The 20,069-nt window shown below is 61.4% G+C and carries 14 protein-coding genes; 6 read left to right on the top strand and 8 right to left on the bottom strand.

Annotated features, from left to right (window positions below):
* The first annotated feature begins 9 nt into the window (after positions 1-9).
* Together ODQ19_RS02110 and ODQ19_RS02105 are read left to right on the top strand one after the other, a co-directional pair.
* A complete protein-coding gene (locus ODQ19_RS02110; protein ID WP_330209224.1) occupies positions 10-1,719 on the top strand; it encodes a PTS fructose-like transporter subunit IIB in 1,710 nt (569 codons plus the stop codon).
* 181 nt (positions 1,720-1,900) lie between these two features.
* Positions 1,901-3,442, top strand: a complete 1,542-nt coding sequence (locus tag ODQ19_RS02105) for an alkaline phosphatase D family protein (protein ID WP_330209223.1) — start codon at positions 1,901-1,903, stop codon at positions 3,440-3,442.
* Positions 3,443-3,572: 130 nt separating this feature from the next.
* Here the strand turns inward: ODQ19_RS02105 and ODQ19_RS02100 are convergent, their stop codons facing one another.
* Complete coding sequence (locus tag ODQ19_RS02100) at positions 3,573-6,098, bottom strand: sulfite reductase flavoprotein subunit alpha (RefSeq protein ID WP_330209222.1); 2,526 nt, start codon at positions 6,096-6,098, stop codon at positions 3,573-3,575.
* A gap of 123 nt (positions 6,099-6,221) precedes the next feature.
* Positions 6,222-8,522 (bottom strand): TonB-dependent receptor, encoded by a 2,301-nt coding sequence (locus ODQ19_RS02095; RefSeq protein WP_330209221.1) that lies wholly within the window; start codon positions 8,520-8,522, stop codon positions 6,222-6,224.
* A gap of 206 nt (positions 8,523-8,728) precedes the next feature.
* On the opposite strand from ODQ19_RS02095, the gene ODQ19_RS02090 reads away from it, so the two are divergent.
* Both ODQ19_RS02090 and ODQ19_RS02085 read left to right on the top strand, forming a co-directional pair.
* Positions 8,729-9,409, top strand: a complete 681-nt coding sequence (locus ODQ19_RS02090; protein WP_003188464.1) for a Fe2+-dependent dioxygenase — start codon at positions 8,729-8,731, stop codon at positions 9,407-9,409.
* Between the two features lie 2 nt (positions 9,410-9,411).
* The gene (locus ODQ19_RS02085) at positions 9,412-10,161 is read left to right on the top strand and encodes a tetratricopeptide repeat protein (RefSeq protein ID WP_330209220.1); all 750 of its coding nucleotides are present in this window, start codon (positions 9,412-9,414) and stop codon (positions 10,159-10,161) included.
* Between the two features lie 47 nt (positions 10,162-10,208).
* Here ODQ19_RS02085 and ODQ19_RS02080 read toward each other — a convergent pair whose 3' ends face one another.
* The 5 genes from ODQ19_RS02080 to ODQ19_RS02060 form a co-directional block, all read right to left on the bottom strand.
* Entirely contained in the window at positions 10,209-11,372 is a 1,164-nt protein-coding gene (locus tag ODQ19_RS02080; RefSeq protein ID WP_003188470.1) for a type III PLP-dependent enzyme, read from the bottom strand.
* Between the two features lie 444 nt (positions 11,373-11,816).
* Positions 11,817-12,974 carry an osmoprotectant ABC transporter ATP-binding protein OsmV gene (locus ODQ19_RS02075; RefSeq protein WP_003188471.1) on the bottom strand — a complete coding sequence of 386 codons (1,158 nt, stop codon included), beginning with the start codon at positions 12,972-12,974 and terminating at the stop codon, positions 11,817-11,819.
* Complete coding sequence (locus ODQ19_RS02070; protein WP_003188473.1) at positions 12,971-13,624, bottom strand: ABC transporter permease; 654 nt, start codon at positions 13,622-13,624, stop codon at positions 12,971-12,973. The genes ODQ19_RS02075 and ODQ19_RS02070 overlap by 4 nt, the downstream gene beginning before the upstream one ends.
* A 12-nt stretch (positions 13,625-13,636) precedes the next feature.
* Positions 13,637-14,530, bottom strand: a complete 894-nt coding sequence (locus tag ODQ19_RS02065) for a glycine betaine ABC transporter substrate-binding protein (RefSeq protein ID WP_330209219.1) — start codon at positions 14,528-14,530, stop codon at positions 13,637-13,639.
* A 19-nt stretch (positions 14,531-14,549) separates the two neighbouring features.
* Positions 14,550-15,266: an ABC transporter permease gene (locus ODQ19_RS02060; protein ID WP_004372306.1), complete on the bottom strand. Its 717-nt coding sequence runs from the start codon at positions 15,264-15,266 to the stop codon at positions 14,550-14,552.
* A 332-nt stretch (positions 15,267-15,598) separates the two neighbouring features.
* Between ODQ19_RS02060 and ODQ19_RS02055 the strand changes: the two genes are divergently transcribed.
* Together ODQ19_RS02055 and ODQ19_RS02050 are read left to right on the top strand one after the other, a co-directional pair.
* Positions 15,599-17,182 (top strand): peptide chain release factor 3, encoded by a 1,584-nt coding sequence (locus ODQ19_RS02055; protein WP_003188476.1) that lies wholly within the window; start codon positions 15,599-15,601, stop codon positions 17,180-17,182.
* Positions 17,183-17,461: 279 nt separating this feature from the next.
* Positions 17,462-17,716, top strand: coding sequence for a hypothetical protein (locus ODQ19_RS02050; RefSeq protein ID WP_330209218.1), 255 nt, complete (start codon positions 17,462-17,464; stop codon positions 17,714-17,716).
* Between the two features lie 79 nt (positions 17,717-17,795).
* On the opposite strand, the gene ODQ19_RS02045 is transcribed toward ODQ19_RS02050, so the two are convergent.
* Entirely contained in the window at positions 17,796-20,054 is a 2,259-nt protein-coding gene (locus ODQ19_RS02045) for a TonB-dependent siderophore receptor (RefSeq protein ID WP_330209217.1), read from the bottom strand.
* Positions 20,055-20,069: the final 15 nt, after the last annotated feature.

Genomic DNA, 20,069 nt, shown 5'->3' with positions numbered 1-20,069 from the left:
GGGTTTGTGATGAAGTTAGCCATTGTTACCGCCTGCCCTAACGGCATGGTCACCAGTGTGCTGTGCGCCCGCTTGTTGGACGCCGCCGCCCAGCGCATGGGCTTGCACACCAGTGTTGAAGTCGTCGATGTGCAGCGCCCGGAACGCCAGTTGTCCCAGGCGACGATTGATGAGGCCGAGTGGGTGCTGCTGGTCAGCAGTACCCCGGTGAATATGCAGCGTTTTGTCGGCAAGCGCGTGTTCCAGGCCACGCCGGCCCAGGCGCTGGCGGATGTAGAAGGCGTATTGCGCCGGGGCGCTGAAGAGGCGCAGGTGTATGTCGCCAGTGACGCCCCGGTATTGGCGAAGAACGCGCCGCGTATCGTCGCGATTACTGCGTGTCCGACCGGGGTGGCCCACACCTTCATGGCCGCCGAAGCCTTACAGCAGACCGCCAAGCGCTTGGGCTACGACTTGCAGGTCGAGACCCAAGGCTCGGTGGGCGCCCGTACACCACTGAGCGCGCAAGCCATCGCCGAGGCAGACGTGGTGCTACTGGCGGCGGATATTGAAGTCGCCACCGAGCGTTTCGCCGGCAAGAAGATTTACCGCTGTGGCACCGGCATTGCCCTCAAGCAATCCGAAGCCATCCTCAACAAAGCCCTCGCCGAAGGTGCGGTGGAAAGCGCGGCCAGCGGTGCACCGGCCAAGGCCGAGAAAACCGGCGTCTACAAACACCTGCTCACCGGCGTGTCGTACATGTTGCCGATGGTGGTGGCGGGGGGCTTGCTGATCGCCTTGTCGTTTGTGTTCGGCATCCATGCCTTCGAACAGCCCGGCACCTTGGCGGCGGCGCTCAAATCCGTGGGTGACCAGGCGTTCCTGTTGATGGTGCCGCTGCTGGCGGGCTACATCGCCTACTCGATTGCCGACCGTCCTGGGCTTGCGCCCGGCATGATCGGCGGGCTGCTGGCGGGGACGCTGGGGGCTGGGTTTATCGGCGGCATCCTCGCCGGTTTCGTCGCCGGGTATTGCGTCAAGCTGATCAGCCGCGCGGTGCAACTGCCCCAGAGCCTGGAAGCGCTCAAGCCGATCCTGATCATCCCGTTACTGGCGAGCCTGTTTACCGGCTTGGTGATGATCTACCTGGTGGGCCCACCGGTCGCCCGCTTGCTCACGGGCCTGACGGATTTCCTCAGCACCATGGGCACCACTAACGCGGTGCTGCTGGGCATTCTGCTCGGCGGCATGATGTGCGTGGACTTGGGCGGGCCGATCAATAAGGCGGCCTATGCGTTCTCGGTTGGCCTGCTGGCCGCGTCGAGCGGCGCGCCGATGGCCGCGACCATGGCCGCCGGCATGGTGCCGCCGATTGGCATGGGCATCGCTACGTTACTGGCCCGGCGCAAGTTCGCCCAGACCGAGCGCGAGGCCGGCAAGGCGGCGATGATCCTGGGGCTGTGCTTTATCTCCGAAGGCGCGATTCCCTTCGCCGCCAAAGACCCGCTGCGCGTCATTCCGGCCAGCATCGCCGGTGGTGCGTTGACCGGCGCGCTGTCGATGTACTTTGGCTGCAAACTCGCCGCGCCCCATGGCGGGTTGTTTGTGCTGGTGATTCCGAATGCGATGAACCATGCGTTGTTGTACTTGTTGGCGATTGTGGCGGGCAGTGTTTTGACCGGGTTGGTGTATGCCGTGCTCAAGCGGCCGGAAGCGGCCGAGCTGGCCGTGACTGCCTGACCAATACCCTGTAGGAGCGAGCTTGCTCGCGAAGAACTCAACGGCGCCGCGTTCATTTAGCAAGCCCGCGTGATCGTTGACGTTTTTCGCGAGCAAGCTCGCTCCTACAGTTGGATCCTGTCATCTGCGCTTCATCCCATCATGTTTAAGTGGCCCTTTTGATACTCAAGAGGGCACCTGCATGAGCCACTTCGATCTCGGTCGCCGCCGTGTGATGCAAGCCGTGGGCGCTGGCCTGTTGTTGCCGGGCCTGGCGCCGGCGGTGATCGCTTCGGTGAAGGACCGGCCGCAACTCACTGACGGCGTGCAATCGGGCGACCTGCAGGGCGATCGCGCGATGATCTGGAGCCGCAGCGACCGCCCGGCGAAAATGGTGGTGGAGTGGGACACTCGCAGCGTGTTCAGCAACCCGCGCCGATTCGTCTCGCCCCTGGCTGATAGCCGCACCGACTTTACCGCCCGTATCGAGCTTACCGGGCTGCCGGTCGACCAGGCGATTTTCTACCGCGTGCACTTCGAAGATGCCCAGAGCGGCGTCGCCAGCGAGCCTTGGTTCGGCCACTTGCGTAGCGTGCCGCAACAGCGGCGTGATATCCGTTTTGTGTGGAGCGGCGACACCGTCGGCCAAAGCTTCGGCATCAACCCGGACATCGGTGGCATGCGCATCTATGAAGCCATGCGCCTGCGCCTGCCGGACTTTTTTATCCACAGCGGCGACACCATCTACGCCGACGGCCCGGTCCCCGCGCAGCTCACCACTGAAGGCGGGCGCATCTGGCGCAACATCACCACTGAAGCCAAAAGCAAAGTCGCCGAAACCCTCGATGAATATCGCGGCAATTACCGCTACAACCTGCTGGATGAAAACGTGCGCCGCTTCAATGCCGAGGTGCCGCAGATCTGGCAGTGGGACGATCACGAGGTGATCAACAACTGGTCATCGAGCAAGCAGTTGGATGAGCGTTACCAGACCCGCGACATCAACACCCTGGTGGGCCGTGCCCGCCAGGCCTGGTTGGAATATTCACCCATGCGCCGACAGAGCGCCGACGGTGGCGGGCGCATTTATCGCAAGCTCAGTTATGGGCCGCTGCTGGATGTGTTTGTGTTGGATATGCGCAGCTATCGCGGGCCGAATGACGACAACCTGGGCGCTGAAAAACCCTTCCTCGGGCGTGAGCAGTTGGACTGGCTCAAGCGCGGTCTCAAGGCATCGCAAGCGCAGTGGAAGGTGGTCGCCGCCGACATGCCCATTGGCCTGGGCGTGCCCGACGGTGAAGTCAGCCCCGGCGTGGCGCGTTGGGAAGCGATCGCCAATGGCGACCCTGGCCCGGCGCAAGGGCGTGAGCTGGAGATCGCCGAACTGCTGGGGTTCCTGCATGAGCACAAGGTGCGCAACCACGTGTGGCTGACGGCCGATGTGCATTACTGTGCAGCGCATCACTATCACCCTGACCGTGCGACGTTCCAGGATTTCGAGCCGTTCTGGGAGTTTGTAGCGGGGCCTTTGAATGCCGGGAGCTTCGGGCCCAATCCGCTGGACAAAACCTTTGGCCCGCACGTGGTATTCCAGAAGGCGCCACCGGCACAGAACACCTCGCCGTTTGCGGGCTTTCAGTTTTTTGGTGAAGTGCAGATTGATGGGCAGACGGGAGAGTTGACGGTGATGCTGCGGGATTTGGACGGGGTTTCAGTGTTCGAGCAAAAACTGCAACCGGCCTGATCGTTCCCACGCTCTGCGTGGAAACGCATCCTGTGGCGCTCCGCGTCACGCCGTCAAGAGCGGACGCGGAGCGTCCAGGGCGGCATTCCCACGCGGAGCGTGGGAACGATCAAGGCAGGCGTTAGCAGGGTCAGTAGACATCCCGACGATAGCGGCCCTGTTCGATCAGGCGCTCTACCGCCTCATTGCCCAAGATCTCCAGCAGTGCCTGATCCACCCCCGTCGCCATCCCTTGCAAGCTGCCACACACATAAATCGCTGCGCCGTCCGCCAGCCATTTGCGCAGCACATCCGCTGACTCGCGCAGGCGATCCTGTACGTAGACCTTCTCCTCTTGATCACGGGAAAACGCCAGGTCCAGCAGGGCCAGGTCTCCACTGGCGAGCCAGCCTTGCAGTTCGTCCTGGCACAGGTAGTCGTGGGCGATATTGCGTTCACCAAACAGCAGCCAGTTTCGCTGCTGGCCATCGGCAATGCGCGCCTTGAGCAAGCTGCGCAGGCCCGCCAGGCCGGTGCCGTTGCCCAGCAGAATCAGCGGCACAGGCGCGTCGGGCAAATGGAAGCCGCTGTTGCGCCGCAGGCGCAGGCTGATGGCCGAGCCGAGGGCGGCATGTTCAGTCAGCCAGCCGGAGCCAAGCCCCAGGCTGCCGTCGGGGTGGCGCTCCTGGCGCACGATCAGCTCCAGCACGCCGTCGCTGGCAATCGAGGCGATGGAGTATTCGCGCATGCCCAGGGGGACCAGCGCATCCACCAATGCCTGGGCGTGCAGGCCGACCAGGTGCGTGCGGTTGTCCGGTAGTTGGCGCGTGGCCAGGGCCTGATCAAGGGTGTGGGCCACGCCGTCGATCACCACGCCGTCGCTGCCGACCAAGCCCAGTCCGGCCAGGAAGTGTTCGATGGCCCAGGGGCAATTGCGCGGCAGGACTTCCACCAGGTCGCCGGCCAGCCAGCTGTGCGCAGACGTGGATGTGAGGCCCAGCAGGTAGACGGGCGAGCCGACACTGTCGGGGTTGAGCAGAGTGCGTTGGCTCAGGGTCCAGTTTTCGTACTGGGCCGTTGGCCAGGCCGCTACCGGAGCATGCCCGGTGAGCTGGCCCAGTTGCTGTTGCCAGGTCTGCAGCGCCAGGCTGTCGCCGCTGTCGACTTCCACCGGGGCGAACAGCGGGGTGCCGCCCTGGTTGGTCAGCCAGAAATGCAGGCGCCGGGCAAAGCCGCAAAAATGTTCGTACTGCCGGTCACCCAGGGCCAGCACCGAGTAGTTCAAGCCTTTGAGGGGCAGCGCCTGGCCGAGCACGCTGCGCTCGAACCCACGGGCGCTGTCGGGGGCTTCGCCGTCGCCAAAGGTACTGACCACGAACAGCGCGTTCTGCGATTGGCTGAGGTCGTCGCGGCTGACACTGCCCAGGGGCTGCACTTTCACCGCCAGGCCCGCAGCCTGCAGTTGCCCTGCCGTTTGCCAGGCCAGTTGTTCGGCAAAGCCGCTCTGGCTGGCGAAGCCGATCAGCCAGGCCGGAGCATCGCTGTGGTTATGTGTCAGACCTTTGCGGGCATCGCGGACCTGGCGCTTTTTGCGACGTCGGTCGAGGTACAGCAGCCAGCCTGTGATGAAAAACAGCGGCATTAGCAGTGAGCTGACGGTGAGGACGATGCGCCCGACCAGGCCAAAATAGCTGCCGGTGTGCAGCGCATACACACTGGTCAGCAACTGCGCCTTGAGGCTTTTGCTGGCGTAGCGCTCGTGGGATTTGACCTCGCCGGTGGCCGGGTCCAGGTTGATCTGGTTCAGCGCGCGGTCATGGGGCGATGAAGAGAGCAGGTAATACACGGTGGCCGGTTGCCCGGCGACCGCAGGCATCCGAATGTTGTAGGCGCTCAAGTCGGGGCCGGCGTTGCTGTAGATGCTGCTCCAGATCGCGTCGTAGTTGGCCACCGGAGCCGGGCCTGCGGGGGCTGGGCCGCGCTTGCGCATGCGCTCGTTCTGCGGCGCGTCGGACAGCAGTTTGGTCACGCCACGGTTGTACCAGTCGTAGGACCAATACAGCCCGGTCAGCGCCGCCAACAGATAAAACAGCAGGCACCAGGTGCCGAATACCGAGTGCAGGTCCCAATTGAAGCTGCGGCCCTTTTTGCGCCAGTCCAGGGTCAACCAGACACGCCAGCTTTTCACCTGGCGCGGCCAGCGCAGGTACAGGCCGGAGAGGCAGAAGAACAACAGGATCAGGGTGCAGGCGCCGGTGATATTGCGCCCGGTGTCGCCGATGGCGAGGAAGCGGTGCAGTTGCAGGATAAAACCGAACAGGTCCTGGCCGACAGCGTCACCCATGTAGTCGCCGGTGTACGGGTCGAAGTAGCGCATCTGGCCACGGCGCTCGCCCGGTGGCGGGGTGAAGGACACACGGCCGGCGTTGCCGCTGTCGCTTTCTACCCACAGCATGGCCACGGTCTTGCCTTCGGCCGCTTCCAATTTGCGTACCAGCTCGGCGGGCGGCAGTACACCGGCCTCGCGTTTCTGCACGCTCAACACGGTGGGGTTGAGCGCCCGCAGGATCTCGTCCTGGAACGAGTACGCGGCCCCGGTGACCCCCATCAAGGCCAGCACCAGCCCGGCCGTGATGCCGAAGAACCAATGCAACTGGAACAGGGTTTTCTTCAACACGTCGGAGCGCCTCGCTTAGCTGGATATCTGATCACGGCGCGCATTATGCCGTGAGTTGCCGGGAAACACGCAAAAGCCCCACGCATCCGATGTGTGGGGCTCCTGGCTGAACCTTGACCGCTTTTAGAAGTGGAAGCTGGTGGTCAACAACGCCGTACGACCGGCCGCCTGGTTGGCGAAGTGCGCCGAATAGGCCTTGTCGTAGTAGGTCTTGTCGGTCAGGTTCTGCACGTTCAATTGCAGGTCGACGTTCTTGGTCAGCTTGTAGCTGGCCATGGCGTCGTAGCGGGTGTAGGACGGCACATACACGGTGTTGCCGGCATCGCCGTAAACCTCATCGACGTAGAAGGCGCCGCCGCCGACGGTCAGCTTGGGGGTGATGTCGTAGGTGGTCCACAGGCTGAAGGAGTTCTTCGGCGTGTTGGGCATCTGGTTGCCTTTGTTAGAGCCAGCACTCACCACACCGTTACGCCCATTGAGGCCGGATTTAACCAGTTCGCTGTCCAGATAGCTGTAGCCCGCGAACACCTGCCATTGTTCGGTAATTTTGCCGCTGGCGGACAACTCGATGCCGTCGACCTGAGATTCACCAGCGTTCTGGTAGGTGAGCGCATCCACCAGGATGCGGGTGTTTTTCTTCTCGGTGCGGAACACGGCTGCGGTCAGGGACAGGCGGTCGTGGAACAGGTCCCATTTGGTGCCCAGTTCGTAGTTGACGGTTTCTTCTGGCTGCAAGTCGCTGGTGGCGGCACCGGCAGACAACGGGTTGCCGTCGGAGCCTTCGCCTACCAGGCCACCGGCTGGCGTGGCCGATGTGGCGTAAGAGGCGTAGATGCTGGCGTTCTCCACCGGCTTCCACACCAGGCCGGCCTGCCAGTTGAAGAACTGACTGTCGTCCTTGATCTTGGTGCGGCCTTTCACGGTCGGGCTCGGCACTGCGTTGGTGTTGGCCTCGGTATCGAAGGTGTCATAGCGCAGGCCGACATTCAGCAACCATTTCGGATCGAGTTCGATGGTGTCGAACACATAGGCGGCACGGCTGGTGGCCTTGGTGTTGGTACCCATGTAGTTGCGCGCAATGCTGCCGTTCCAGGCGTCGTCCGGGTTCGGGTTGCTCAGCGAGGTGCACTGACCACCCAGGCTGCCTTTGGCCGGATTGCACACTGGGTTTCCGTTTGGCGAAACGGTATAGCCGCTGACACGGGTCTCTTCACCGGTAAACTCCAGGCCAGTGGAGTAAGTGTGCTTGAAGCCCAAGGCCTGGAAGCTGCCAAACAGATCGGTCTGGTTGGTGGTTGTGGTCGTGGTGGAGACACGGCTGTTGGCGCGACGCCAGACGGTGCCGTAGCGGTTGACGTTGAACTTGCTGTCATCCGGCTGAGTGAGCACATAGTCCTGGCCGGTGCTGCCGTGGCGCAGGGTGTTCTTGAGCGTCATGTTGTCGTTCAGGTCGTGCTCGATGGAGAACGTGCTGATGTCGGCGCGGGTCTTGCGGAAGTCACGGCTTTTCAAACCGTAGAAGTTGTTGCTGTCGCCGCCGTCGTTGGGTTTGTCATGCGCGTGGGCCGTGGCGGTCGCTGAGCCATAGCCATACGGAATCCCCGAATCCGGCAGGTCATCACTTTCCATATGGTAGTAGCTGAGGTTGACACGGGTCGGTGTGCCCAGGCCAAACGTCAGCGACGGCGCCACGCCCCAACGGTCGTAGTTCACCGCATCGCGGCCAGCCACGTTTTGTTCATGGCTCATCAGGTTCAGGCGGAATGCCGCGCTGTCGTCCAGGAACTGGCGGTTCACGTCGAGCACGTAGCGGCGGGTCTGGTCGGAGCCGTAGGTAAAGCCGCCGTTGGTGAAGTCCCGCGCTTGTGGGGTCTTGCTCACCAGGTTGAGGCTGCCACCGGCCGAGCCACGGCCGCCGAATGAAGAGTTCGGGCCTTTGCTGACTTCAATGGACTCGATGTCGAATATCTCACGGCTCTGGCCGCCGGTATCGCGTACGCCATCGAGGTAGGTATCGCCCTGGGCATCGAAACCACGGATGAACGGGCGGTCGCCCTGAGGGTTGCCCCCTTCACCGGCGCCGAAGGTGATACCCGGTACGGCGCGCAAAGCATCCTGCAACGAGGTGGCGGCGGTGTCCTTGAGTACTTGTTGCGGCACCACAGTGACCGAACGCGGCGTGTCCACCAGCGGCGCGGTGTACTTCTGCGACGAGGCTTTTTCCACCTGGTAGGAGGTGTTGTCCTGTTCTTGGCCGGTGATGTTGGTGGCGCCGAGGGAGATAGGGTTGCGCTCGCCTTTTGACTCGGTATTTTCAGCGGCCTGTGCCAGGTGGGCGGCGGAGCCGGCACTCAGGGCAACGCCAATGGCGGAGGCCAGCATGCGTGGCGAACGGGCCGGTATTTTTAGAATAGTGCGCGACATGACGTGTCCCTTCCCCAAGGATGTGAGGCCGCGGAATATAGGGCCAACAAGACTTTGTATCAATTGCGAGATATTGCTATTCGCATCAAATTTACATTCTTTACACTTTTTTGTTACGGATTTTGCGCTCTCGTTCGTCCCTGCGTTTTACAGAGAGGATAAGAATCAATACCATTGACGCCTCTCTGATCGCAGGTATTGCCCCCATGTTGCTGCACATTCCCGGCCTGTTCTCTCGCGAGGAGGTGCTGCGCATTCGCCAGGCCCTGGAAGAGACCGAATGGGCTGACGGCAAAATCACCGCCGGGCACCAGTCGGCCAAGGCCAAGCACAACCTGCAATTACCCGAAGGCCACCCCCTGGCCAAGGAAATCGGCGCGGCGATGCTGGAACGGTTGTGGAGCAACCCGCTGTTCATGTCGGCCGCGCTGCCGCATAAAGTCTTCCCGCCACTGCTCAACTGCTACACCGCTGGCGGCAGTTTCGACTTTCATATCGACAACGCGGTGCGCCAACCCAAAGGCAGCCATGAGCGCGTGCGCACCGACCTTTCGTCCACGTTGTTCTTCAGCGACCCCGACGACTACGACGGTGGGGAACTGGAGATCCAGGACACGTTCGGCCTGCAGCGGGTCAAGCTACCCGCCGGCGACATGGTGCTGTACCCCGGCTCCAGCCTGCACAAGGTCAACGCGGTGACCCGTGGCGCGCGCTATGCCTCGTTCTTCTGGACCCAAAGCCTGGTGCGCGAAGACAGCCAACGCACCTTGCTGTTCGAAATGGACGGCGCGATCCAGCAACTGACCCGCGACGTGCCCGACCACCCTGCGCTGATCCAGCTCACCGGCACCTACCACAACCTGTTGCGCCGCTGGGTCGAGGTCTGAGCATGGGTTTTTTATTGCGCCGCGAAGAAGTGCTCAACGTCGAACAATTGCAGAGCATGCTCGATGACTCCCCGGTGCGCGCCGCCCAGGCCATCCTGATCGCCGCCAAGGCAGGGGTGGTCGATGCCCAGGCCCTGCTCGGTCAAATCTTGCTGCAAGGGCGTGGCATCGCACGTGATGAGGCCCTGGCACTGCGCTGGTTCCAGATTGCCGCGCAGGGCGGGCACCTGATGGCGCGCAATATGATCGGGCGTTGCCGGGAGCATGGCTGGGGCTGCGCTGTCGATGAAGCCGCCGCAGCGCGGGAATATCGCCTGGCGGCACACGCCGGGTTGGATTGGGGGCAGTACAACTACGCCAACCTCTTGGCTACCGGCCGTGGCGTTATTGAAGACCAGGCGCAAGCACTGGCGCTGTATCGCCAGGCCGCCGAGCAGGGCCACGCCAAGTCGATGAACCTGCTCGGGCGTTACCTGGAAGACGGGCAGCATTGCCCCAGGGACCTTGAGGCGGCTGTCGAGTGGTATCGCCGTTCAGCCCAAGCTGGGGATTTCCGCGGGCAGTTCAGCCATGCGGCGGTGCTGGCCGACAGCGGCCAGATCGACGCGGCGCTGGAGTGGTTGCACAAGGCGCTGGAGGGCGGGAATCTCAAGTTTCTGCGAACGGCGCACAAGGCGCTGGCGCAGGCGGATGATCCGCGAATTCGCGCCATGGCTGAGGCATATCAACAACGTGCTGCGACTTTTTCGTGAGCCAAAAAAACCCATGACGCGTCATGGGTTTTTTATGCGAAGCGGTCTTACACGTAAAACGACTTCAACGGCGGGAACCCGTTGAACTCAACTGCGCTGTAGCTGGTGGTGTAGGCACCGGTAGACAACCAGTACAGACGATCACCAATCGCCAGGTTCAGAGGCAGGCCGTACTTGTAGTTTTCGTACATGATGTCGGCGCTGTCGCAGGTCGGGCCGGCGATGACCACTTCTTCCATCTCGCCTTTTTTCTCGGTCCAGATCGGGAACTTGATGGCTTCGTCCATGGTTTCGATCAGGCCGGAGAACTTGCCCACATCCGTGTACACCCAGCGCTCGACGGCGGTACGGGACTTGCGCGCTACCAGCACCACTTCGCTGACCAGGATGCCGGCGTTGGCGATCAGCGAACGGCCAGGTTCCAGGATGATTTCCGGCAGGTCGTCACCGAAGTCTTCCTTGAGGAAACGGATGATTTCTTCGGCGTAGGTTTCCAGGCTGTTGGTGCGGGTGATGTAGTTGGCCGGGAAGCCGCCGCCCATGTTGATCAGCTTCAGCTCGATGCCGTCTTCTTCCTTCAGGCGCTCGAAGATCACTTTGACCTTGGCGATCGCCGCGTCCCATACGCTGATGTCGCGCTGTTGCGAACCGACGTGGAACGAGATGCCGTAAGGCACCAGGCCCAGGTCGCGGGCGAGGATCAGCAGGTCCATGGCCATGTCGGTCTGGCAGCCGAATTTGCGCGACAACGGCCAGTCGGCAGTGGTCGAGCCTTCGGTGAGGATGCGCACATACACTTTCGAACCCGGCGCGGCCTTGGCGATGTTGCGCAGGTCGGCTTCGGAGTCGGTGGAGAACAGGCGCACGCCCTTCTCATAGAAGTAGCGGATATCCTTGGATTTCTTGATGGTGTTGCCGTAGCTGATACGGTCGGCGCTGACGCCGCGGTCCATGACCTTGTCCAGCTCGTAGATCGAGGCGATGTCGAAGCTCGAACCCTTGTCTTTCAACAGGTCGATGATCTCCACGGCCGGGTTGGCCTTGACGGCGTAATACACCTTGGCGAATTCGAAACCGGCGCGCAGGTCATCGTAGGCCTGGCTGATCATCGCGGTGTCGATCACCACGAATGGGGTTTCTTGCTTGTCGGCGAACGCCTTCATTTTGTCAAAAGTGGCGCGCGCGAAATAATCTTCGACGTTGATCGACATGCTGGGAACTCCTAAGGGCAAACTGAAATTAGCAATGGGTGCAAATGAACGTCCTCCGTATCCCCACTTTGGTTCGCCTACTTCCCAAGGCATGTCGCCGAAAGCAAAAAGGCCACGGGGTAAGCTGCCCTTGGCCTTGCTGTCTCGTCGTCAGTACTTGAGCCGGATGGATCGTTTCCAGCATGGACGTTCGGCGCGAACTTTAGGGCTTGGCGGGCGTGGGATCAACTAAAAATGTCGCGTTTTTGCACGCGTTCGTCGCGCGGCCGCGTGCAGCTACTTATGTAACCGACCGGTGTGACGGATTGATGTTCCCCGGATGGGGCTAATCAGATGGATTTGCGGTGTATTCATCGCAGGCAAGCCAGCTCCCACATTTGAACTGCATTCTTATGCTGGAATGCATTCCCCTGTGGGAGCTGGCTCGCCTGCGATAGCGATCTATCAGGCCAAAGCAGTTTCGGCCGGAGAGACAATACTGGTCTTGCCTCCACGGGACTTACCGGAGCTCAGGTATTCGGCAATCGACTCCTGGGTCACTTCACCCAGGAACACGCGCTCGGCATCCATCACCGGCAGCCACGAGCGGTTGAACTCGTACATGCGCGACAGCAGGATGCGCAAATGCTCGTCATACGCCGCCGTGGCGTTGAACTCGCGCAGGTACTGGCCGCAGGTGCCGGCCTGGCGATGCAGGTCGCGACGACGTACATAACCCAGCGCCTTGTTCTCGGCGCAGGTGACCACCACGTAGCGGCGGTCATGCTCGTCCATCAATTCCAGGGCATCGGCCACCGGGGTTTCCGGGCTCACCGACGGGGCGTTGTCCGCTGCGTCTTCGGCTTTCACCAGCAGCAGGCGCTTGAGGGTGCTGTCCTGGCCCACGAAGTTGCTGACGAACTCGTCGGCCGGGTGCGCCAGCAGCGTGTCCGGGTGGTCGATCTGCAGCAGTTTACCGGCGCGGAAGATGGCGATCTTGTCACCTAGCTTGATGGCTTCGTCGATGTCGTGGCTGACCATGATCACGGTCTTGTTCAGCGCGCGCTGCATCTCGAAGAACTCGTTCTGGATCATCTCGCGGTTGATCGGGTCGACCGCGCCGAACGGCTCATCCATCAGCAGCAACGGCGCGTCGGCCGCCAGGGCACGGATCACACCGATGCGCTGTTGCTGCCCACCCGACAATTCACGCGGGTAGCGATGCAGGTACTGCTTGGGCTCCAGCTTGATCATGCTCATCAACTCGCGGGCGCGGTCATGGCATTTTTGCTTGTCCCAGCCGAGCAGCTTGGGCACCACTACGATGTTCTCTTCGATGGTCATGTTGGGGAACAGGCCGATCTGCTGGATCACGTAGCCGATGTTGCGACGCAGGGTCACCTCGTCAAGGTCGGTGGTGTCTTCGCCGTTGATCAGGATCTTGCCCGAGGTGGGTTTGATCAGGCGATTGATCATCTTCAGCGTGGTGCTCTTGCCGCAGCCCGAGGGCCCCAGGAATACGCAAATCTCGCCTTCGTTGACGGTCAGGCTTACATCGTTGACGGCGGTGACGGTCTTGCCGTTGCTTTGAAAAGTCTTGGACAGGTTTTGAAGTTCGATCATTTGAGCAATCCTTTTGGAGTCAGCGAGCGTTGCAGCCATTGCAGAAGCAGGTCGGCGAAGATGGCCAGGAGACTGACCAGCACGGCGCCGACGATCAGCATCGACATGTCGCTGCGGCTGATGGAAGCCAGAATAAGTACACCCAGGCCACCGGCACCGATGGTGGCGGCGATGGTCATCACACCGATATTCATCACCACGGCGGTGCGCACGCCAGCGAGAATCACCGGCACGGCAATCGGCAGTTCGACCATGCGCAGGCGCTGGCCGAAGGTCATGCCGATGCCGCGTGCGGCTTCGCGAATGCCTGGCTCTACGCCGGTCAGCGCAAGATAGGTGTTACGCATGATCGGCAGCAGGGAGTACAGGAACACGGCGGTGATCGCCGGCATTGGCCCCAGGCCCTGACCGAACTTGGAGTAGAACGGCAGCAGCAGGCCGAACAGCGCAATGGAGGGCACGGTCAGCAACACTGTGGCGCTGGCTTGCAAGGGGCCTGCGAGGGTCGGGAAGCGTGTCATCAGAATGCCCAGGGGCACGCCAATAAAAATCGCCAGGATCACGGCGATGCCGACCAGGGTGATGTGCTGCCAGGTCAAGTGCAGGACTTGGGCCCAATCAAGATGGGAAAAGGCGTTCAAAAATTCCATGTCTTCTCCTTTTTAGTTGATTGGATGTTGGCGCAGGAAATCGGCGGCAACGGCGGAGGGGCTTTCATGGTCGACGTCGACCCGTGCATTGAGCTGACGCATGGTTTCATCGTCGAACAGGTTGGCCAAAGGCTTGAGTTCGGCGGCCAGTTGCGGGTGCTGGTCGAGGTATTCCTGGCGGATCACCGGGGCTGCGGTGTAGTCGGGGAAGTAGTGTTTGTCGTCTGCCAGAAGCTTCAATTTAAAGGCATTGAGACGACCGTCAGTGGTGTAGACCAAACCGGCGAACACCTGGCCGTTACGCAGCGCGGTGTAGACCAGGCCTGCGTCCATCTGCCGGGTGTTTTTGCGCGTCAGGTTCATGTCGTACAGCTTGACCATGCCGGCCAGGCCATCGGAGCGGTTGGCGAACTCGGTGTCCAGGGCGACCAGGCGGTGTTCCTTGGTGTCTTCGGCCATGGCTTTGGTGAGGTCGCTGATGCTGTTGATCTCGGGATGTTCCTGGGCGACTTTCTCCGGCAGTGCCAGGGCATAGGTGTTGCTGAAGCGCGACGGCGATAGCCAAACCAGGCCTTTTTTCGCATCGAGTTCTTTGACCCGAGCGTAGGACTGCTCGCTGTCGAGTTTCTCGTCGATATGGTTGTAGGCCACCAGGGACACGCCGGTGTATTCCCAGATCAGATCCAATTGCCCACTTTCCTGGGCACTGCGTGCCAGGTTGCTGCCCAGGCCGCCGGTCACACGGGCGTCGTAGCCCTTGGTGCGCAGGTATTGGGAGGTGATTTCGGCGAGCAGGGTCTGCTCGGTGAACACCCGGGCGCCGATGCGGATCACGGGTTTTTCGGCGGCTTGCGCAATACCTGCAAGCAGCAGGACGCAGCCTAATATCAAGCTCAGTTTTTTCATGTGAATTCCTTTACCGGGCTTAAGACGGGCGTAACCCGCGTTCCAGCCAGAGGCGGCTGGCCATGGTCACCAGGCCATCAAGCAGCAATGCCAGCAGCGCGGTGCAGGCGGCGCCGAGCAACAGTTGCGGCTGGTTGTTCAGGGCGATGCCGGGGAAGATCAGGCTGCCGAGGCTGTTGGCGCCAATCAGGAAGGCCAGCGGTGCGGTACCGACGTTGATCGCCAGGGCCACGCGCACGCCACCGATGATGATCGGCACGGCGTTGGGAAGTTCCACACGAAACAGCACCTGGCGTGGGGTCATGCCGATGCCGGTGGCGGCTTCCTTGAGGGAGCCCTGAACGTTTTTCAGGCCTTCGTAGGTGTTGCGCACGATGGGCAGGAGGGAGGCGAGGAACAGCGCGAAGATGGCCGGGCCGCTGCCGATGCCGAGGACGCCGAGGGCGATGGCCAGTACGGCCAGGGGAGGGACGGTGTTGCCGATGTTGAAGATCTGCATGAAACGTTCTGCGCGCCCGACCATGTTGGGTCGACTGAGCAGGATACCGGCGGGGATGCCCACAATCAGGGCTGCCAGCATGGAGACTAGGACAAGAATCAGATGAGCTTGCAGGTAAAACAACAAATCGTCGCGGTACAGTTCGATCGTGTTGATGCCGATCCAGTGGACCAGCAGGGCCAGGAGCGCGACGACAACCGCGCCTCCTATCAGCCCTTTGCCATAGCGAATAGCCACAGGCGGACTCCTTTTTTTCTTTTGTCGGCGAACACATTCTCCGGCGGCAATGCCATTCCTGGCTGTCGGCGAATAGGTTCGCGAAAAGCAGCTCGCCGATACTGGCAATGCAGTATGCGATCAAGCCATGAGCGCAGCCTCGTCAGGCTAACTTGCTGATATTTCAGCCCCTGTTCCGAGTGCGGTAGCAGGGGAGTGGACGTCTCGACCTTTTAAAAGGTTCCACACTTGGGCGCATTTAGCCACCCCCAATGGGCTCAACGGTGGTCCGTACCCTCGCGTTTGCGCTATACTCGCCGCCCTTTTTTGACTCACCTGCCAGGCGATTTCCCATGACCCACCAGGCCGCCGAAGTCGCGAAACGCCGCACTTTCGCCATTATTTCCCACCCCGATGCCGGTAAAACCACCATCACCGAAAAGCTGTTGCTGATGGGCAAGGCGATCGCGGTAGCCGGCACGGTGAAATCGCGCAAATCCGACCGCCATGCCACCTCCGACTGGATGGAGATGGAAAAACAACGGGGTATTTCCATTACCACGTCGGTCATGCAGTTCCCGTATCGCGAGCACATGATCAACCTGCTCGATACCCCGGGGCACGAAGACTTCTCCGAAGATACCTACCGTACTCTCACCGCAGTGGACTCGGCGCTGATGGTCCTCGACGGCGGTAAAGGCGTCGAGCCACGTACCATCGCGCTGATGGACGTGTGCCGTCTACGTGACACGCCGATTGTCAGTTTCATCAACAAACTCGACCGCGATATCCGCGACCCCATCGAGCTGCTGGATGAAATCGAAGCCGTCCTGAAGATCAAGGCCGCGCCGATCACCTGGCCGATTGGTTGCTACCGCGACTTCAAGGGCGTGTACCACCTGGCCGACGATTACATCATTGTCTACACCGCTGGCCATGGTCATGAACGCACCGAAACCAAGATCATCGAGAAGCTCGACTCCGACGAAGCCCGTGCCCACCTGGGCGACGAGTACGATCGTTTCGTCGACCAGCTGGAACTGGTGCAGGGCGCCTGCCATGAGTTCAACCAGCAGGAATTCCTCGACGGTCAACTGACGCCGGTGTTCTTCGGTACCGCGCTCGGCAACTTCGGTGTCGACCACGTGCTCGACGCCGTCGTGGACTGGGCGCCAAAACCCCTGGCCCGCGTCGCCAACGAGCGCACCGTGGAACCGGTGGAAGAGAAATTCACCGGCTTCGTGTTCAAGATCCAGGCGAACATGGACCCGAAACACCGCGACCGTATCGCCTTTATGCGCATCTGCTCCGGCAAGTACGAAAAAGGCATGAAGATGCGCCACGTGCGCACCGGCAAGGACGTACGCATCGGCGACGCCCTGACGTTCTTCTCCTCCGAGCGTGAACAGCTGGAAGAGGCGTTTGCAGGCGACATCATCGGCCTGCACAACCATGGCACCATCCAGATCGGCGACACCTTCACCGAAGGCGAAGCCCTGGGCTTCACCGGCATCCCGCACTTCGCCCCGGAACTGTTCCGCCGCGTGCGCCTGCGTGATCCGCTCAAGTCCAAGCAACTGCGCCAAGGCTTGCAGCAATTGGCCGAAGAGGGCGCCACCCAGGTGTTCTTCCCCGAGCGCAGCAACGACATCATCCTCGGCGCCGTGGGTGTGCTGCAGTTCGACGTGGTCGCCAGCCGCCTGAAAGAGGAATACAAGGTGGAGTGCTCCTACGAGCCGATCACCGTGTATTCGGCGCGTTGGATTGATTGCAGCGATAAGAAGAAGTTGGAAGAGTTCTCCAACAAGGCCGTGGAAAACCTGGCGATCGACGGCGGTGGTCACCTGACCTACCTGGCACCGACGCGGGTGAACCTGGCGTTGATGGAAGAGCGCTGGCCGGATGTGAAATTCCGCGCGACCCGCGAACATCACTAAGGTCTGAGCGGTAGAGAGAAGGGCGAAGCTGTGATGGCTTCGCCCTTTTTTATGGTTGCCCAAAGGCTAAGTGTGGGAGCGGGCTTGCTCGCGAAGGCGGTGGATCAGCCGACGCATCTGTTGAATGACGCCTCGCATTCGCGAGCAAGCCCGCTCCCACAGTTAATCTCGATTTAACCAGAAATTGGCGCAAACCCTTGATCAGAACTAGCTTCAAAGACTGGCGATGGTAATGGGGCTGTCGCGTGGGCTATACCTACTGACTGGACGGAATCGACCATGAGTATTGTTCAACGCGTAGTGCTGTTGATGAAGGTGCTGGTGCTGTTGTCGTTGGGGATGTCGACGGCCTGGGCGCATAACCCGGTGCAGAGCGCCGCGGTGGCGACGAGTGGCCAGGCTGCGGACTTGCAGTTGGCCAAGTCCGAAGCGGAGCCAGGCGATAAAGGCCAGGGTGGCAGCGAAGACGATGACGACTCGACCACCGACGAGCCTGACAGCGACGACGCAGACGAAGGCGATAGCCAGACGTAGGCTCGCCAAGGGAAAGCGTTTCAAACAATCGATGCCTTGGATGGGACCTCCAAGGCATTTTTATTGGCCGCCCTTTTCTTCAGAACGAAGTGGTCACCGACGCGAAGTAAGCACGGCCCGGCTCATTGTAAGTCTGCGCGCCCGCATCCTCGGCATTGCCTTTGCGCGACAGGCGCTTGTCCAGCAGGTTGTTGATACCGACACGCACGCTCAAGTTTTTGCTGAACTCGTAACCACTGCTCAGGCCCATCAACCCGTACGGGTCGACATCCTGCTGGGCGCTGCGGTCATAGCTGTTGGCGCTGCGTGAGTTGAGTGTCGGCGCTTCCTGCTTGCCGTAGTAGGTGCCGCTGACCTGGAAGGACAGCCTGTCGGTGGCTTGCCAATCCAGCGTGGTGTTGACGGTGTATTTGGGGATGATGCTCAAGGGCTCGCCGGTGTCCTTGTCCTTGGAGTCGATCATGTAGGTCAGGTTGGTGTTCAAGTCCAGATCATCACGCAGGCTGATGAACAGGTTGCCTTCAACACCCTGCACCAAGGCGGGCCCGCTGTTTTCCCACTCCAGCACGCGGCGGCCGTTGCCCAGGCGGAAAGCCGCCTCGTTACTGGCGTTGATCTTGTTCTTGTAGTCATTACGGAAGTACGTCGCACTGGTACGCCAGGTGCCCTTGTCGAAAGCCAGGCCGATTTCCTTGTTGACGCTGATTTCCGGCTTCAGGTCCCGGTTGCCCACCAGGTAGCAACCGCCCATGTTGGCTTCGCTGGCGTTGCAGCCATTGCCACGGCTGTAGAGCAAATAGTTCGGGTTGGACTGGTACAGGTTCGGGGTCTTGTAGGCGCGGGCGATGCCGCCCTTGATGCTCAGTTCATCGGTCAACTGGTGCGAGGCGTTGAAGCTGGGGCTCCAGTTGCCGCCGTATTCCTCATGGTCGTCGAAGCGCAGGCCAGGGGTGATGATGGTCTTGCTGCCCAGTTCGATGTTGTCCTCGGCAAACAAGGCATAGCTCGATGCGGTGGTCTTGGTGCTGTTGCGGCTGACGCCGGGGATGGCGGGGACGCCGCCGGTACCCGGGTCATAAGTTTGCGGGCGCAACGAGCCTGGATCGTTCATCGACTCGTAGAGGTATTCGCTGCCCAGGGTCAGCACCTGCTCGGCACCGACGCTCAGGGGCAGGTTGACCTCGGCGGTGGCCCGAGTGTTGCGCAAGCGCGACTCGAAGCGGCCTGCGCTGGCAGACGGCGCACCTTCGCCAGAACCGGCCAGGCCTTCATTGAGGCGTTCGTTGCGGGTCAGGTCGTGGGTTAGCGAAGCCAGGGCCGAGCCCCAGTCGAACTCGCCGCGGTGCGTGGCAGAAAAGCTGCTGCGTTGAATCACACTGGTTTCCTTGCCCACCAGGCTTTCCACGAACTCGCCACCGCCGTTGAGCATGGTATCGCCGGCGAAAATATTGCCCTGGCGGCTGTAGCTGGCCTCCAGGTCGAGGGTTTGCTCAGGGGTGAACTGCCAGCTCAGCAAGCCGTTCACGTCTTTATTGCGCACGCCTTCACGGCCGGCCACCAGCGAGTCCGGCGTCGCCTGCGCTGAGCGGTTGATGTCGGCGTCATCGGCATCGGTCTTGTTCAGGCCGCCATAGACGCGGAACGCCAGGGTGTCGGTCAACGGGCCGCTGAGGTTGAAGTTGGTGCGTTTGCTCGCGCCTTCGGCATCGTTTTCGGGGAAGGCGGTGTAGGCGGTCAGCGAGCCGTGCAGTTGGTCGGTGGGGCGTTTGGTGATGATGTTGATCACCCCGCCCATGGCGCCGGAGCCATAGCGGGCGGCGGCCGGGCCGCGCAGGATTTCAATGCGTTCGACTTCTTCGGCCGGTACCCAGTTGGTTTCGCCACGGGTATCACGGTCACCACTCCAGCCGTAACGCACCGCGTTGCGGGAGGTGGACGGCTTGCCATCGATCAAGATCAGGGTGTTTTCCGGGCCCATGCCGCGCAGGTCGATCTGGCGGTTGTTGCCACGGCTGCCGCTGGAACTGTTGCCAGTCAGGTTCACACCCGGCTCGCGGCGGATGATCTCCGACAGGTCGTTGGTGGGTGGACGTTTCTTGATGTCTTCGGCGGTGATGATCGATACGCCGGGTGCCTGCTTGAGTTCTTCGGCGGCGGTGCCCAGTACACGCGTTTCGCCCAGCACCAGGGCTTGGGGCGTGCCATCCACAGGCAGGTCTGTCGCTTGGATCGGCACTTTGTCGCGTTCTTTTTCCACACTCTGCGCCAGCAGCGCGGGGGACGAAAGGGTAGCGATAAACGCTAGCGAGAGATGGCTGAGCCTGAATTGAGACGACATGTCCACAAAGTCCTT

Source organism: Pseudomonas sp. AM4(2022) (genome assembly GCF_036346515.1).
GTDB classification, from domain to species: Bacteria; Pseudomonadota; Gammaproteobacteria; order Pseudomonadales; family Pseudomonadaceae; genus Aquipseudomonas; species Aquipseudomonas paracarnis.
This window is presented reverse-complemented; position numbering and strand designations above follow the sequence as displayed.

What these genes read in the sequence shown, in the direction of transcription:
- ODQ19_RS02085 (WP_330209220.1), top strand. Translation starts at nt 9,412, where the DNA reads ATGGGTTTTTTATTGCGCCGCGAAGAAGTGCTCAACGTCGAACAATTG.
- ODQ19_RS02070 (WP_003188473.1), bottom strand. Translation starts at nt 13,624, where the DNA reads ATGGAATTTTTGAACGCCTTTTCCCATCTTGATTGGGCCCAAGTCCTG.
- ODQ19_RS02055 (WP_003188476.1), top strand. Translation starts at nt 15,599, where the DNA reads ATGACCCACCAGGCCGCCGAAGTCGCGAAACGCCGCACTTTCGCCATT.
- ODQ19_RS02080 (WP_003188470.1), bottom strand. Translation starts at nt 11,372, where the DNA reads ATGTCGATCAACGTCGAAGATTATTTCGCGCGCGCCACTTTTGACAAA.
- ODQ19_RS02065 (WP_330209219.1), bottom strand. Translation starts at nt 14,530, where the DNA reads ATGAAAAAACTGAGCTTGATATTAGGCTGCGTCCTGCTGCTTGCAGGT.
- ODQ19_RS02090 (WP_003188464.1), top strand. Translation starts at nt 8,729, where the DNA reads ATGTTGCTGCACATTCCCGGCCTGTTCTCTCGCGAGGAGGTGCTGCGC.
- ODQ19_RS02105 (WP_330209223.1), top strand. Translation starts at nt 1,901, where the DNA reads ATGAGCCACTTCGATCTCGGTCGCCGCCGTGTGATGCAAGCCGTGGGC.
- ODQ19_RS02110 (WP_330209224.1), top strand. Translation starts at nt 10, where the DNA reads ATGAAGTTAGCCATTGTTACCGCCTGCCCTAACGGCATGGTCACCAGT.
- ODQ19_RS02045 (WP_330209217.1), bottom strand. Translation starts at nt 20,054, where the DNA reads ATGTCGTCTCAATTCAGGCTCAGCCATCTCTCGCTAGCGTTTATCGCT.
- ODQ19_RS02095 (WP_330209221.1), bottom strand. Translation starts at nt 8,522, where the DNA reads ATGTCGCGCACTATTCTAAAAATACCGGCCCGTTCGCCACGCATGCTG.
- ODQ19_RS02075 (WP_003188471.1), bottom strand. Translation starts at nt 12,974, where the DNA reads ATGATCGAACTTCAAAACCTGTCCAAGACTTTTCAAAGCAACGGCAAG.
- ODQ19_RS02050 (WP_330209218.1), top strand. Translation starts at nt 17,462, where the DNA reads ATGAGTATTGTTCAACGCGTAGTGCTGTTGATGAAGGTGCTGGTGCTG.